1 pseudogene is annotated in these 16,791 nt (G+C 75.5%); it reads left to right on the forward strand.

From position 1 onward, the window contains the following. Window positions 1-19: 19 nt before the first annotated feature. Window positions 20-16,732, forward strand: a pseudogene (locus ABD361_RS16840) (type I polyketide synthase); the annotation flags it as partial. Window positions 16,733-16,791 lie beyond the last annotated feature (59 nt).

The raw sequence follows: 16,791 nt of genomic DNA on the forward strand, positions 1-16,791 counted from the left end.
CAACGACAGCAAGCTCGTTGACTACCTCAAGTGGGTCACGGCCGATCTGCACCAGACCCGCCAACGACTGCTGGAGGCCGAGTCGGGCAAGCAGGAGCCGATCGCCATCGTCGGCATGTCCTGCAGGCTGCCCGGCGGCGTGCGCTCGCCCGAGGAGCTGTGGGCGCTGCTGCACGAAGGACGCGACGGCATCACGGACTTCCCGACCGACCGCGGCTGGGACCTCGCCGCCCTCACCGGCGACGGCGGCGGCCGCAGCGCGACCGCCCAGGGCGGTTTCGTCGACGCCGCCGCCTTCGACGCCGACTTCTTCGGCATCTCGCCCCGCGAGGCCGTCACCATGGACCCGCAGCAGCGGCTGCTGCTGGAGACGTCGTGGGAGGCGTTCGAGCGGGCGGGCATCGACCCCGCCGCGCTGCAGGGCACGAAGACCGGCGTCTTCGTCGGAACGAACGGCGTCGACTACGCCGGCGTCGTCATGAACTCCCGGGAGGACATCGAGGGCCACGGCGGCACCAGCCTGGCCGGCAGCGTCCTGTCCGGCCGCATCTCGTACACCTTCGGGCTGGAGGGCCCGGCGGTCACCGTCGACACGGCCTGTTCCTCCTCCCTGGTCGCGCTGCACCTGGCCGCCCACGCCCTGCGCAACGGGGAGTGCTCGCTGGCGCTGGTGGGCGGCGTGACGGTGCTGTCGACCCCCATGGGCTTCTCGGGCTTCAGCCGTCAGGGCGGCCTGGCGGCCGACGGCCGGTGCAAGGCGTTCGCGGACGCGGCCGACGGCACCGGCTGGTCCGAGGGCGTGGGCATTCTGGTGGTGGAGCGGCTGTCGGACGCGCGCCGCAACGGTCACCGGGTGCTGGCGGTCGTGCGTGGCTCGGCGGTCAACCAGGACGGTGCGTCCAACGGTCTGACGGCGCCGAACGGTCCGTCGCAGCAGCGGGTGATCCGCCAGGCCCTGGCCGCAGCCGGTCTGTCCACTGCCGATGTCGACGCCGTCGAGGCGCACGGCACGGGCACCACGCTGGGCGACCCCATCGAGGCACAAGCCCTGCTGTCGACCTACGGCCAGGACCGCGAGGCGGACCGGCCGCTGCTGCTCGGCTCGGTGAAGTCCAACATCGGCCACACGCAGGCCGCGGCGGGTGTCGCAGGCGTCATCAAGATGGTGATGGCGATGCAGGAGGGCGTCCTGCCGCGCACCCTGCACGTCGACGCCCCGTCCACCCACGTGGACTGGACGGCCGGAGCGGTGGAACTGCTGACGGACGAGCGCCCGTGGCCCGAGGTGGACCGGCCCTGGCGGGCGGGCGTGTCCTCGTTCGGCATCAGCGGGACGAACGCCCACGTCATCCTGGAACAGCCCGAACCGGTCGAGACGCCGACCGAGGAGCCGGCGGTGGCAGCGGACGTGGTGCCCCTGCTGCTGTCCGGAAAGACCGAGGCAGCGCTCGACGCCCAGTGGCAGCAGGTGTCGCCGCTGACCGCGCTGTCCTCCCCGCTCGACGTGGGATTCTCGCTGGCGACCGAGCGCTCGCACCTGGAACACCGGGCTGTGATGCTGGCGTCGGGCGCCGGTGAGGCGATCGAGGTGGCGCGTGGGGTGGCCGGTGATGTGGCCGGTGGTCTTGCGGTGCTGTTCTCGGGCCAGGGCGCTCAGCGTGCCGGCATGGGAAGCGAACTGTACGAGCGTTTCCCGGCGTTCGCGGAGGCGTTGGAGGCGGTGACGGCTCTGCTCGACGCCGAGCTGGAGCGGCCGTTGCGTGCGGTGATGTCCGGTGAGGCGGAGGGCCTGGACGAGACGGGTTACACCCAGCCGGCCCTCTTCGCCTTCGAAGTGGCGCTCTTCCGGCTCGTGGAGTCCTGGGGTATCAAGCCCGACTTCGTGGCGGGTCATTCCATCGGCGAGATCGCCGCAGCCCATGTCGCCGGCGTGCTGTCTCTTGAGGACGCGTGTCGTCTGGTGGCGGCGCGGGCGCGGTTGATGAGTGCGCTGCCCTCCGGTGGTGCGATGGTGGCTGTCCAGGCGTCGGAGGAGGAGGTCCGCTCCCGTCTGATCGACGGTGTGTCCATTGCTGCCGTCAATGGTCCGCAGTCGGTCGTCGTCTCGGGTGACGAGGCAGCGGTTCTGCGCGTCGCCGAGGGCCTGAAATCCCAGCGTTTGTCCGTCAGTCACGCGTTCCACTCGGCGCTCATGGAGCCGATGCTGGAGGAGTTCCGGCGCGTTGCCGAGGCCATCGCCTACGCCGCTCCCGCCATTCCCGTCGTCTCCAACCTCACCGGTGACCTCGCGGACCCCGAGCACCTCTGCTCCGCCGACTACTGGGTGCGGCACGTGCGCGAGACCGTACGCTTCGCCGACGGCGTCCGCACGCTCGCCGCCGAAGGCGCCGCCGTCTTCCTCGAACTCGGCCCCGACGCCACCCTCACCGCGCTCGCCCAGCACACCCTGGACCCCGAGCAGCAGCCGGTCACCGTCTCCGCCCTGCGCAAGGACCGCCCCGAGGAAACGGCACTGCTCACCGCCCTCGCCCGCCTCCACGTCGCCGGCGTCGGCATCGACTGGACCTCCTGGTACGCCGGTACGGGCGCCCGGCACGTCGACCTGCCCACCTACCCCTTCCAGCACGAGCGCCACTGGCCCCGCCCCGCCGCGGCCACCGGTGACGTGACCGGTGCCGGCCTGCTGCCCGCCGGGCACCCGCTCCTCGGGGCGACGCTGGCGCTCGCGGACTCCGACGAGGTGCTCTTCACCGGCCGGCTGTCCCTGCAGTCCCACCCCTGGCTGGCCGACCACGCCATCGGCGGCCGGGTGCTCTTCCCCGCCACCGGCTTCCTGGAGCTGGCGCTGCGCACCGGCGACCAGGTCGGCTGCGACCGGGTGGAGGAGTTCACGCTGTTGGCCCCGCTCGTCCTGCCCGTGGACGGCGCCGTCCAGGTGCAGGTCCTGGCCGGCGCCCCCGACGAGTCGGGGGCCCGTACCGTCACCGTCCACTCGCGTCCCGAGGACGCCGCCGCCGACCGGCCGTGGACCGAGCACGCCAGCGGCCTGCTGGCCACCGGCGAGCACGTGGCGGAGTTCGACGCCTCCGCCTGGCCCCCGGCCAACGCCGTCGTCATGGACCTGGAGGGCTTCTACGAGCGCACCGAGTACGGCCCCGCCTTCCAGGGGCTGCGCTCGCTGTGGGTGCGCGAGGGCGAGGCGTTCGTCGAGGCGGCCCTGCCGAACGGCACGGCCGAGGACGCCGCCGCGTTCCTGCTGCACCCCGCCCTGCTCGACGCCGTCCTGCACGCGCACGGCTTCGCGGGCGTCGGCGACGAGAACACCCTGCTGATGCCCTTCGGCTGGCAGGGCGTCTCCCTGCACGCCGCCGGCGCCCGCGTCGTGCGAGCCCGCGTCGCGAGGACCGGCGAGGACTCCGTCTCCCTCGCCGTGGCCGACGTCGAGGGCGCGCCGGTGCTCTCCGCCCGCAAGCTGACGCTGCGGGCCCGCTCGGCCGCCACCGTGCAGGGCACCCCGCGCCGCAGCCCCGAGCACGACGCGCTGCTCTCGCTGGACTGGGTGCCCGCGCCCGACGCCGAACCCACCGCCGGCCTGCGGTGCGCGGTCCTGGGCACCGAGGCACCCGCCGGTGTGTCCGCCCCCGTCGTGGCCTCCCTCGCCGACCTGCGCGGCGACGAGGACCTGGTGCTGGTGCCGCTGTCCGGCACGGCCGGCCCCGGGGACGACGTACCGGCCGCCGCGCACGCGCTCACCGCCCGCGTCCTGGAGCTGCTGCACGAGTGGTTCGCACCCCAGCGGACCGGCGACGCGCGGCTCGTCCTCGTCACCCGCGGCGCCGTCTCCGCCGACGAGGGCGAGGGCGTACGGGACCTGGCCGCGGCCGCCGCCTGGGGCCTGGTGCGCTCGGCGCAGTCCGAGAACCCCGGCCGGCTGCTGATCGCCGACCTCGACGACACCGGCGACCTGACCCACCTCCTGCCCCTGCTGCCCGCCCTCTCGGCCACCGGGGACGCCCAGTTCGTCGTGCGCGACGGCGTCGTCCGCGTGGGCCGCCTGGCCCACCTCGGCCCGGCCGCCGGCCTGCTGCCGCCCCCGGACGGCGGCCCCTGGCGCCTGGACAGCCCGGCCAAGGGCAGCCTCGACGGCCTGGCCCTCGTCCCCTGCCCCGACGCCGCCGCACCCCTGACCGACGGCCAGGTACGGATCCGGGTGCAGGCCGCCGGCGTCAACTTCCGCGACGTCCTCAACGCCCTGGGCATGTACCCCGGTGAGGCCGGGCTGCTGGGCGGCGAGGCCGCCGGCACCGTCGTCGAGACCGGGCCCGGCGTGACCGGCCTGCGCCCCGGCGACCGCGTCATGGGCATGGTGGCCGGCGGCTTCGGCCCGCTGGCCGTCGCCGACCACCGGGTCCTGGCCAAGGTGCCTGACGGCTGGAGCATGCAGCAGGCGGCCTCCGTGCCGCTGGTCTTCCTCACCGCCCTGTACGCCCTGAAGGACCTGGCGGGTCTGCGGGCCGGGCAGCGCATCCTCGTCCACGCCGGCGCCGGCGGCGTCGGCATGGCCGCGATCCAGCTCGCCCGCCACCTGGGCGCCGAGGTCTTCGCCACCGCCAGTGAGGGCAAGTGGGACACCCTGCGCGCCCTGGGCGTCGCCGACGACCACATCGCCTCCTCCCGCACCACCGACTTCGAGGAGCGCTTCCGGGAGGTCACCGGCGGCCGTGGCGTGGACGTCGTCCTCAACGCGCTGGCCGGCGAGTTCGTCGACGCCTCGCTGCGGCTGACCGCCCCCGGCGGCCGCTTCCTGGAGATGGGCAAGACCGACGTCCGCGACCCGCACGACCTCACCGGCGTGCACTACCGCGCCTTCGACCTCGCCGAGGCCGGCCCGGACCGCATCGCCGGACTCCTCGCCGAACTCCTCGGCCTGTTCGCCGACGGCGCGCTGCACCCGCTGCCGGTGACCACCTGGGACGTCCGCCGGGCCCGCGAGGCGTTCCGCCACATGAGCCAGGCCCGGCACACCGGCAAGATCGTGCTGACCATGCCGCGCGCGTGGGACCCCGAAGGAACCGTACTGATCACCGGCGGCACCGGCGGCCTGGGCGCCCGCCTCGCCCGCCACCTCGTCACCGAACGCGGCGTCAAGCACCTGCTCCTCGCGAGCCGCCGGGGCGCGGACGCGCCCGGCGCCGCCGCCCTGCACACCGAACTGACCGCTCTGGGCGCCGAGGTCACCGTCGCCGCCTGCGACGTCGCCGACCGCGCCGCGCTCGCGGCCGTCCTGGCCGGCATCCCCGCCGCCCACCCGCTCACCGCGGTCGTCCACACCGCCGGCATCCTCGACGACGGCGTCCTCGCCTGGCTGACCCCCGAGCGCCTCGCCCGCGTCCTGCGCCCCAAGGCGGACGCCGCCTGGCACCTGCACGAGCTCACCAAGGACCACGACCTCGCGGCGTTCGTGCTGTTCTCCTCGATCTCCGGCGTCACCGGCGCCGGCGGCCAGGCCAACTACGCCGCCGGCAACGTCTTCCTCGACGCCCTCGCCCGCCACCGCACCGCCCTCGGCCTGCCGGCCCAGTCCCTGTCGTGGGGCGCGTGGGCGGCGACCGCCGGCATGACCGGCTCGCTGTCCGAGACGGACATGCAGCGCATCGCCTCCTCCGGGGTGCCCCCGCTGTCCGTCGAGCAGGGCCTGGCCCTCTTCGACGCCGCCGGCACCTGCGACGCCGGCCACCTCGTCGCCATCGGCACCGTCTCCGGGCCCGTCCGCGTACCCGGCCCCGTGCCGCCCGTCCTGCGCGACCTCGTCAAGCCCGGCCGGCGCACCGCCGCCACCACCGCCGAGGGCGCCGGCATCGCCGGCATGCTCACCCGGCGCCTGTGGGACCTGCAGGACGAGGAGCGCCCGAAGTTCGTCACCGACCTCGTGCGGACCGAGGCCGCGGCCGTGCTCGGCCACGCCTCCGCCAAGGCCGTCGACGCCAAGCGCGGCTTCCAGGACCTGGGCTTCGACTCGCTGACCGCCGTCGAACTGCGCAACCGCCTGACCAACGCCACCGGCCTGCGGCTGTCCGCCACCCTCGTCTTCGACTACCCCACCCCCGTCGCGCTCGGCGAACACCTCCTCACCCTCCTGCTCGACCAGCACGACGACGAGGCGCAGGTCCGCGGGGGCGTCCCGGTCGCCACCGCAGCGGCCGACGACCCCGTGGTCATCGTCGGCATGGCCTGCCGGCTCCCCGGCGGCGTACGGTCCCCCGAGGACCTGTGGCAGCTGGTGCTCGACGGGCGCGAGGGCATCGCCGACTTCCCGACCGACCGCGGCTGGGACCTGGAGACCCTGCTGTCCGGCGGACCCGACGGCCGCGGCCGCAGCGCCACCGCCAAGGGCGGCTTCCTCGACGGCATCGCCGAGTTCGACGCCGGCTTCTTCGGCATCGCCCCGCGCGAGGCCCTGGCCATGGACCCGCAGCAGCGCCTGCTGCTGGAGACCTCGTGGGAGGCCATCGAGCGGGCCGGCATCGACCCCGCGTCGCTGCGCGGCAGCCGCACCGGCGTCTTCGTCGGCACCGGCGGCCAGGACTACACGATGCTGGTGATGAACTCCGACGAGGACATCGAGGGCCACACCAGCACCGGTCTCGCCGCCAGCGTCGTCTCCGGCCGCGTCTCGTACACCTTCGGGCTGGAGGGCCCGGCGGTCACCGTCGACACGGCCTGCTCGTCGTCGCTGGTCGCGCTGCACTGGGCCGCCCAGGCCCTGCGCTCCGGCGAGTGCACCCTGGCCCTGGCCGGCGGTGTGACCATCATGTCCACCTCCGTCGGTTTCCCCGGCTTCACCCGGCAGGGCGGCCTGGCGACGGACGGCCGGTGCAAGGCGTTCGCGGACGCGGCCGACGGCACCGGCTGGTCCGAGGGCGTGGGCGTCCTGGTGGTGGAGCGGTTGTCGGACGCGCGTCGCAACGGTCACCGGGTGCTGGCAGTCGTGCGGGGGAGTGCGGTCAACCAGGACGGTGCGTCCAACGGTCTGACGGCGCCCAACGGCCCGTCCCAGCAGCGGGTGATCCGGCAGGCCCTGGCCGCCGCCGGCCTGTCCACTGCCGATGTCGACGCCGTCGAGGCGCACGGCACGGGCACCACCCTGGGCGACCCCATCGAGGCCCAGGCCGTCCTCGCCACGTACGGCCAGGGGCGCCCCGACGACCGGCCGCTGCTGCTGGGCTCGGTCAAGTCCAACATCGGGCACACCCAGTCGGCGGCGGGCGTCGCCGGCATCATCAAGATGGTCATGGCCATGCGCCACGGCGTGCTGCCGCGCACCCTGCACGTCGACACCCCCAGCTCGCACGTCGACTGGACGGCCGGGGACGTCGAACTGCTGACGGAGCCGGCCGACTGGCCCGACACCGGCAGGCCCCGCCGCGCGGCCGTCTCGGCCTTCGGCATCAGCGGCACGAACGCGCACACCATCCTGGAGCAGGCACCGCCGGAGAACGACGAGCGCGACAGCGCGGACGCCACCGGCACCGCCCCGGCGACGCTTCCCTGGCCGGTCTCGGCCAAGTCCGAGGCGGCCCTGGCGGACCAGCTCGCCCAGCTGCGGCAGTGGGTCGCCGAACACCCCGGGCTCTCACCCGCCGACGTGGGCTTCTCCCTGGCGGCAGGACGGTCGGTGTTCGACCACCGGGCTGTGCTGCTGGCGTCGGGGGCCGGTGAGGCGGTCGAGGTGGCGCGTGGGGTGGCCGGTGATGTGGCCGGTGGTCTTGCGGTGCTGTTCTCGGGCCAGGGTGCTCAGCGTGCCGGTATGGGAAGCGAACTGTGCGAGCGTTTCCCGGTGTTCGCGGAGGCGTTGGAGGCGGTGACGGCGCTGCTCGATGCCGAGCTGGAGCGGCCGTTGCGTGCGGTGATGTCCGGTGAGGCGGAGGGCCTGGACGAGACGGGTTACACCCAGCCGGCCCTCTTCGCCTTCGAAGTGGCGCTCTTCCGACTCGTGGAGTCCTGGGGTGTCAAGCCCGACTTCGTTGCGGGTCATTCCGTCGGCGAGATCACGGCCGCGCACATTGCCGGGGTGCTGTCTCTTGAGGATGCGTGTCGTCTGGTGGCGGCGCGGGCGCGGTTGATGAGTGCGTTGCCGTCCGGTGGCGCGATGGTGGCCGTGCAGGCCTCCGAGGAAGAGGTCCGCTCCCGTCTGATCGACGGTGTGTCCGTTGCTGCTGTCAACGGTCCGCGGTCGGTCGTCGTCTCCGGTGACGAGGCAGCGGTTCTGCGCGTCGCCGAGGGCCTGAAGGCGCAGCGCCTTCCCGTGAGTCACGCGTTCCACTCGGCACTCATGGAGCCGATGCTGGAGGAGTTCCGGCGGGTGGCCGAGGCCATCGCCTACGCCGCTCCCGCCATTCCCGTCGTCTCCAACCTCACCGGCACCCTGGCCGAACCGGGCCTGCTGCGGTCCGCCGACTACTGGGTGCGCCACGTGCGCGAGACCGTCCGCTTCGCCGACGGCATCCGCCACCTCGCCGCCCGGGGCGCCTCCGTCTTCCTCGAACTGGGTCCCGACGCCACGCTCACCGCGCTCGCCCGGCACACCCTGGATCCCGAGCAGCAGCCGGTGGCCGTCTCCGCCCTGCGCAAGGACCGCCCCGAGGAAACGGCACTGCTGACCGCCCTCGCCCGCCTCCACGTCGCCGGCGTCGGCGTCGACTGGCCCGCCTGGTACGCCGGTACGGGCGCGGGCGCCCGGCACGTCGAGCTGCCCACGTACCCCTTCCAGGGACAGCGGTTCTGGCCGCGGACGCGCGCCGCCGCCGCGCCGGCCCCGGCCGATGCCGACGACGCGTTCTGGTCCGTCGTCGAGGACGAGGACCTGGACGTCGCCGCCCTCGCCGCCGACCTCGACGTCAGCGCCGAGGCCCTGGGCGCCGTGCTGCCCGCCCTGACCTCCTGGCGCCGGCACCGGCGCGACCGGTCCGCGCTGGATGCGCTGTGCCACCGCGAGGCGTGGAAGCCGCTGGCCGGTGGTCCGCGCACGGCGCCCCCCGCCGGGCGCCGGCTGGTCGTCGTCCCGGCGCACTGCGCGCCCGACGACGCGTGGATGCAGGACGTCGTACGGGCCGTCGGTACCGACACCGTGCTGCTGACCGTCGACGTGCGCGCCGGCGAGGCCACGGACCGCCCGGCACTCGCCGAGCGGCTGCGCGAACTCGCGGCGGAGGAGGACGCCTTCACCGGCGTCGTCTCGCTCCTCGCCCTCGCCGACGGCACCGAGGCGGCGCCCGCCGTCGCGACCGTGGCCACGGCCGTGCTGCTGCAGTCGCTCGGGGACGCCGGCATCACCGCACCGCTGTGGTGCGTCACCCGTGGTGCCGTGGCCGTCGGCCGCTCCGACCGCCCCGCCTGCGCCGCCCAGGCCGGGGTGTGGGGCCTCGGCCGCGTGGCCGCGCTCGAACACCCGGCGCGCTGGGGCGGGCTGGTGGACCTGCCCGAGCAGCTGGACGCCCGGGCGGCCCGGCGGTTCGCCGCCGTCCTGGCCGGCAGCGACGGGGAGGACCAGGTCGCCATCCGCTCCTCCGCCGCCTACGGACGCCGGCTCGTGCCGGCCGCGCCCGCCGCGGACGACGCCGCGTGGACGCCGCGCGGCACCGTCCTGATCACGGGCGGCACCGGCGGCCGGGGCAGCCGCATCGCCCGCACCCTCGCCGAGGCCGGGGCCGAGCGGCTGGTGCTGGTGAGCCGGCGCGGCCCCGACGCGCCGGGCGCCGGCGCACTGGCCGCCGACCTGCGCGACCTCGGCGCGCACGCCGACGTCGTCGCCTGCGACGCGGCCGACCGCGAGGCACTGGCGGCCGTCCTGGCCGGCATCCCCGAGGACACCCCGCTCACGGCCGTCATCCACGCCGCCGCATCCGCCGACGACGGCGTGCTGGACGAGCTGACCCCCGAGCGCCTCACCGCGCTCCTGTCCGCCACGGCGCAGGCCGCCCGCAACCTCGACGAGCTGACCCGCGACCACGGCCTCGACGCCTTCGTCCTGTGCACGTCCGTGGCGGCCCCGCTCGGCACCCCCGGCCGGGCGGCCCTCGCCGCCGCGGGCGCCGTGCTGGAGGCTCTGGCCACCCGGCGCCGGGCCGCCGGTCTTCCCGCGACGGCCCTCGCCTGGGGCGCCTGGACCGGCGGCGAGCCGGCCACCGGCACCGCACCGCAGCGCCACGCGGCCCACCCGGCCCTGGACCAGGAGCTCGCCCTGGCCGCCGTACGCCGGGCCGCCGCGCGCCCGGAGGCCGTACTCGTCCTGCTCGACACGCGCCGGCAGCACGCCCTCGACGCCCTCGCCGCCCTGCGCGCCGGGCCGCTGCTGCGGGAGCTGACCGGCACCGGGCAGGCCGCCGAGCAGCCGGCGCAGGTCCCCGGCGAGTCCGCCCGGACGGCCGGCTCCGCGCTGCGGGAACGGCTGCTGGCGCTGCCGGCGGGCGAGCGCGCCCCGGCCGTCGTCGGGCTGGTGCGCACGCACGTCGCGGCGGTGCTCGGGTACGCCGACGCCGCGGCCGTGGAGGCGGACAAGAAGTTCCGCGACCTCGGCTTCGACTCGCTGACGGCCATCGAACTGCCCAACCGGCTGAGCCTGGCCACCGGCGTGGCCCTGCCCGCCACCGCCGTCTTCGACCACCCCACCGCACGGGTGCTCGCCGGCCACCTGCTCACCGAACTGCTCGGCGAGCACGCCGCGGCCCACGCGCAGGCGGGCGGCACGGCCGCCGGGCCGCGCTCCGACGACCCGGTCGTCATCGTCGGCATGGCCTGCCGGCTGCCCGGCGGGGTGAGCTCGCCCGAGGACCTGTGGCGCCTGGTCGCCGAGGGCCGCGACGGCATCTCCCCGTTCCCCACCGACCGCGGCTGGGACCTGGAGACCCTGCGCACCGGAGGCCCCGGCGGCCGGGGCCGCAGCGCGACGCTGGAGGGCGGCTTCCTGCAGGGCGTCGCCGACTTCGACGCCGGCTTCTTCGGCATCTCGCCGCGCGAGGCCCTGGCGATGGACCCGCAGCAGCGCCTGCTGCTGGAGACCTCCTGGGAGGCCGTCGAGCGGGCCGGCATCGACCCGCAGCGCCTGCAGGGCAGCCCCACGGGCGTCTTCGTCGGCACCAACGGGCTGGACTACGCCCAGCTGATGACCACCTCGCGCGACGACGTCGCCGGCCACACCGGCACCGGCCTGGCCAGCAGCGTCATGTCCGGCCGCATCTCCTACACCCTCGGCCTGGAGGGCCCGGCCGCCACGCTCGACACGGCCTGCTCGTCGTCGCTGGTCGCCCTGCACTGGGCCGCGCAGTCCCTGCGCGACGGCGAGTGCGACCTGGCGCTGGCCGGCGGCGTGACCGTCATGACCACACCGGCGGGCTTCGCGGGCTTCACCGTCCAGGGCGGCCTCGCCCCCGACGGCCGCTGCAAGGCGTACTCCGACGCGGCCGACGGCACCGCCTGGTCGGAGGGCGTGGGCATGCTCGTCCTGGAGCGCCTCTCCGACGCCCGCCGCAACGGGCACCCCGTCCTGGCCGTCGTGCGCGGCTCGGCGGTCAACCAGGACGGCGCCTCCAACGGCCTGACCGCGCCCAACGGCCCGTCCCAGCAGCGCGTCATCCGCCAGGCCCTGGCCTCCGCCGGTCTCACGGCGCGCGACGTCGACGCGGTCGAGGGCCACGGCACCGGCACGCCGCTCGGCGACCCCATCGAGGCGCAGGCCCTGATGGCCACGTACGGGCAGGACCGCGACGCGGACCGGCCGCTGCTGCTGGGCTCGCTGAAGTCGAACATCGGCCACGCCCAGGCGGCCGCCGGCGTCGCCGGCGTGATCAAGACCGTCATGGCCCTGCGGCACGGCGTCCTGCCCGCGTCGCTCCACCTCGACGAGCCCTCCTCGCACGTCGACTGGACGGCGGGGGCCGTCGAACTGCTGCGGGAGGCCCGGCCGTGGCCCGACTGCGACCGGCCGCGGCGCGCGGGCGTGTCCTCGTTCGGCATCTCCGGCACCAACGCCCACGTCATCCTCGAACAGCCCGGGACCCGGGCGCTTCCCTCCGCCGGCGCAACCGTTACCGGTCCCGTCCCGTGGGTGGTCTCCGGCCGCACCGAGGACGCCCTGGCCCAGCAGCTCGACCAGCTCGCCGCACTGGCCGGCGAACCGGGCCGCAGGCCCGCCGACGTGGGCTACTCGCTCGCGGCCGGGCGCTCGGTGTTCGAGCACCGGGCCGTGCTGCTGGCCTCCGCGGCGGACGAGGACGGGAGGGTGGAGACCGTCGAGGCCGCCCGCGGGCACGCCGGTGCGGCGGCCGGTCCGCTCGCCGTGCTCTTCTCCGGCCAGGGCGCGCAGCGCCCGGGCATGGGCCGGGAGCTGTACGGGCGCTTCCCGGTGTTCGCCGAGGCCCTGGACGCCGTCGCCGCCCACCTCGACACCGAGCTGGAACGGCCGCTGCGCGAGGTGATGTTCGACGACGACGGCCGGCTGCTGAACGAGACGGGCTTCACCCAGCCCGCCCTGTTCGCCTTCGAAGTGGCCCTGTTCCGGCTGGTGGAGTCCTGGGGCGTCACGCCCGACTACGTCGCGGGCCACTCGATCGGTGAGATCGCCGCGGCCCACGTCGCCGGTGTGCTGTCTCTCGACGACGCCTGCACCCTGGTCGCCGCCCGCGCGCGGTTGATGGACGCGCTGCCCGCCGGCGGTGCCATGGTCGCCGTCCAGGCGACCGAGGAGGAGGTGACCGCCCGCCTCGTCGCCGGCGTCGCCGTCGCCGCCGTCAACGGCCCCGACGCCGTCGTGATCGCCGGCGAGGAGGCCACGGTGCTGCGCATCGCCGGCGAACTGGCCGCCGAGGGCCGCAAGACCCAGCGGCTGACCGTCAGCCACGCCTTCCACTCGCCCCTGATGGAGCCGATGCTGGAGGACTTCCGCGCCGTTGCCGAGGGCCTGACCTACCACCCGCCGGCCGTCCCCGTCGTCTCCCACGTCACCGGCGCCCTCGCCGGGCCCGAGGAGCTCGGCTCCGCCGACTACTGGGTGCGGCACGTGCGCGAGACCGTCCGCTTCGCCGACGGCGTCCGTACGCTCGCCGCCGAAGGCGCCACCGCCTTCCTCGAACTGGGCCCCGACGGCGTCCTGACCGCGCTCGCGCAGCGCATCCTGGACCCCGAGCAGCAGCCGGTGGCCGTCCCCGCCCAGCGCAAGGACCGGCCGGAGAACACCGCCCTGCTGACCGCCCTGGCCCACCTGCACGTCGCCGGCGTCGGCGTCGACTGGACCGCCTGGTACGCCGGTTCCGGCGCGCGGCGCACCGACCTGCCGACGTACCCCTTCGAGCGCGAGCGCTACTGGCCGCGGCCCGTCGCCCTCACCGGCGACGTGACCTCCGCCGGCATGGTCTCCACGGACCACCCGCTGCTGGGTGCCGCCGTGCAGCTGGCCGGGTCCGGGGGAGTGCTCTTCACCAGCCGCCTGTCGCTGCAGGTGCACGGCTGGCTCACCGACCACACGGTGGGCGACGCGGTCGTCCTGCCGGCCGCCGGCTTCGTCGAACTGGCCGTCCGCGCCGGCGACCAGGTCGGCTGCGACCGCATCGAGGAGCTCACCGTCACCACCCCGCTGGCCCTGGCCGGCTCCGGCACGGCCCTGACGCTGCAGGTGTGGATCGGCGCACCCGACGAGGCGGGAGCGCGCGAGGTGCGCTTCCACTCCCGTCCGGAGGGCGCCACCGAGGAGCCGTGGACCGAACACGCCACCGGCGTGCTCACCCCCGGCGCCAGGATCACCGGACTGGACGCCGCCTCGTGGCCGCCCGCCGGCGCGAGCGCCGTCGACCTCGACGGCTTCTACGACGGCACCCCCTACGGCCCGGTCTTCCAGGGCCTGCGCGCGGTGTGGGTGCGCGGCGACGAGGCGTTCGCCGAGGCCGAACTGACGGGCGAGGCCGCAGGCGACGCCCAGTACTTCGGCATCCACCCGGCGCTGCTGGACGCCCTCACGCACGCCGCCGGCTTCGCCGGCGCCGGCGACGAGGACGTCATCGCCCAGCCCGTCTCCTTCCACGGCGTCTCCCTGCACGCCGCGGGCGCCTCGGCGCTGCGGGCGCGCCTGACGCGTACCGGCGACGACAGCGTCTCCCTGACCGCGGTCGACGCCGACGGCGCGCCCGTCCTGTCGGCGGAAACCCTCGTCCTGCGGGCCCCGTCCGAGGAGGTCTTTGCCGCCCGGGCGCGCGAGCCGCTGTTCCACGTCGCCTGGGTGCCCGCCCCCGAGGCGAGCACCGCTCCCGCGCCGCGTACCGCCACGCTCGGCGCGCTGGGCGCCGGTTCGGCGGCGGAGCTGGCCGCCCTCTCCGGCGGCGAGGAGCTCGTCGTCGTCCCCGTCGCCGGGCCGACCGGCGGCGACGTGCCGGCAGCGGTCCACGAGGTGACCGCCCACGCCCTGGACCTCGTGCAGGCCTGGCTCGCCGAGGACCGCTTCGCCGCCGCCCGCCTGGTCCTCCTCACCCGGGGCGCCGTCCGCGCCGACGCCAAGGACACGGTCACGGACCTCGCCGCCGGCGCGGTGTGGGGTCTGGTGCGCTCGGCCCACGCCGAACACCCGGACCGGTTCGTCCTGCTGGACCTGGACGAGGACGCCGACGCGGCCGCCGCGCTGTCCCGGCTGTCCGGGCCGCTGTCCGGCGGCGACGCCCAGTTCGTCGTCCGGGACGGGTCCTTGCGCGTGGGCCGGCTCGCCGCCCTGCCCAGTGCACCCGCCGGCGAGGTGCCCTGGCGCCCCGACGGCACCGTACTGATCACCGGTGGCACCGGCGCCCTCGGCGGGCACCTGGCACGGCACCTGGCCCGCGCCGGGGTGCGGCACCTGCTGCTGACCAGCCGCCGCGGCCCCGCCGCACCCGGCGCGGCCGAACTCGTCGCCGAACTCGAGGAGCTGGGCGCCCGGCCCACCGTCGTGGCCTGCGACGCCGCCGACCGGGACGCGCTCGCCGCGACCCTGGCCGCGATCCCCGCCCGGCACCCGCTGACCGCCGTGATCCACACGGCTGGTGTCCTGGACGACGGTGTGATCACCTCCCTGGACGCAGGCCGCCTGTCGGGCGTGCTGCGGCCGAAGGCGGACGCCGCCTGGCACCTGCACGAACTCACCCGCGACCACGCGCCCGACCTGGCCGCCTTCGTCGCCTTCTCCTCCGTCGCGGGCGTCATGGGCAGCCCCGGCCAGGGCAACTACGCCGCCGCCAACGCCTTCCTCGACGCCCTCGCCCAGCACCGCCGCGCCCTCGGCCTGCCCGGCACGTCACTGGCCTGGGGCCCCTGGGCGCAGGACGCGGGCATGACCAGCTCGCTGAGCGAGGCCGACGTCCAGCGCATGCAGTCCGGCGGCATGCCGCCGCTGTCGGTCGAGCACGGACTGCGCCTGTTCACCGCCGCCCTGTCCGAGGACGAGCCGCTGATCGTCCCGCTGGGCCTGGCCGCCGGCACGATGCGCCCGGTCGGCGACGTGCCGCCGCTCTTCCGCGGCCTGGTCAAGGGCGGCCGGCGCGCCGCCGCCACCGCCTCCGGCGCGGCCGGCACGCCCGTGTCCTTCACCCGGCAGCTGCTGGAGATGGGCGAGGCCGAGCGGGTACGCCACGTCGTCGACCTCGTGCGCACCGAGGCCGCGGCCGTGCTCGGCTACGCCTCGCCGAAGGAGATCGAGGCCAAGCGCGACTTCTACGAGCTGGGCTTCGACTCGCTCACCTCGGTGGAGCTGCGCAACCGCCTCGCCGCCGTCACCGGCCTGCGGCTGCCGGCCACGCTGGTCTTCGACAGCCGGACGCCCGCCGACCTGGCCGCCTGGCTGCGCAGCGAACTGGCCGCGCAGCCGGGCCCGGAGGGCGCTGCCGAGGGGCTGCGGGTGCCGTCCGGCGAGGTGGAGATCGACTCGCTGGAGCGGCTCTTCCTCGACGCGATGACGGGCGGCAAGCTGCCCGAGGCCCAGCGCATGCTGGCGACCGTGGCCGCCCTGCGACCGACGTTCGAGGCCACGGCCGAACTGGAGGACCTGCCGCTGGCGGCGGCCCTGGCCGAGGGGCCGGGCAGGCCGCGCCTGATCTGTGTCAGCGCCCCCACCGCCAACGGCGGCGTGCACCAGTACGCCCGGCTCGCCGCCCACTTCCGTGGGCAGCGCGACGTCCAGGCCCTGCCGCTGATCGGCTTCGCGACCGGCGAGCGGCTGCCCGCCACGCCCGAGAGCGCCACCCGGGTCATCGCCGAGAGCGCCCTGCGGGCCAGCGACGGGGAGCCCTTCGTCCTGGTCGGCCACTCCTCCGGCGGCTCCTTCGCCTACGCGGCGGCGGGCCTGCTGGAGAGCACGTGGGGCATCCGCCCCGAGGCGGTGATCCTCCTCGACACCCTCAGCATCCAGCACAACAGCGACGAGGGCATCGACTACGCGGGCATGATGCGGCTGAACTTCACCGGCGAGGAGAGCTCCCCGGTGCGGATGACCAACTCCCGGCTGTCGGCCATGGGCCGCTGGATGGTGCTGCTCAACCAGCTGGAGGTGCACCACACCAGCGCCCCCGTGCTGATGGTGAACTGCGCGCGCGACCTGCTGGCCGGCGGTTCCGCGGCCGCCGACGGCGACGACAAGCCGCTGATCCCCTCGGCCCACGTGCGCAGGGTCGACGCGGACCACCTGTCGATGGTCCGCGAGGACTCCGAGCAGACCGCGCGCATCATGCAGGAGTGGCTGGCGTCGCTGACCACCGGTCGCTGACCGGCCGCCGATGGCGCGGG

Source organism: Streptomyces luteosporeus, from assembly GCF_039532865.1.
GTDB classification, from domain to species: Bacteria; Actinomycetota; Actinomycetes; order Streptomycetales; family Streptomycetaceae; genus Streptomyces; species Streptomyces luteosporeus.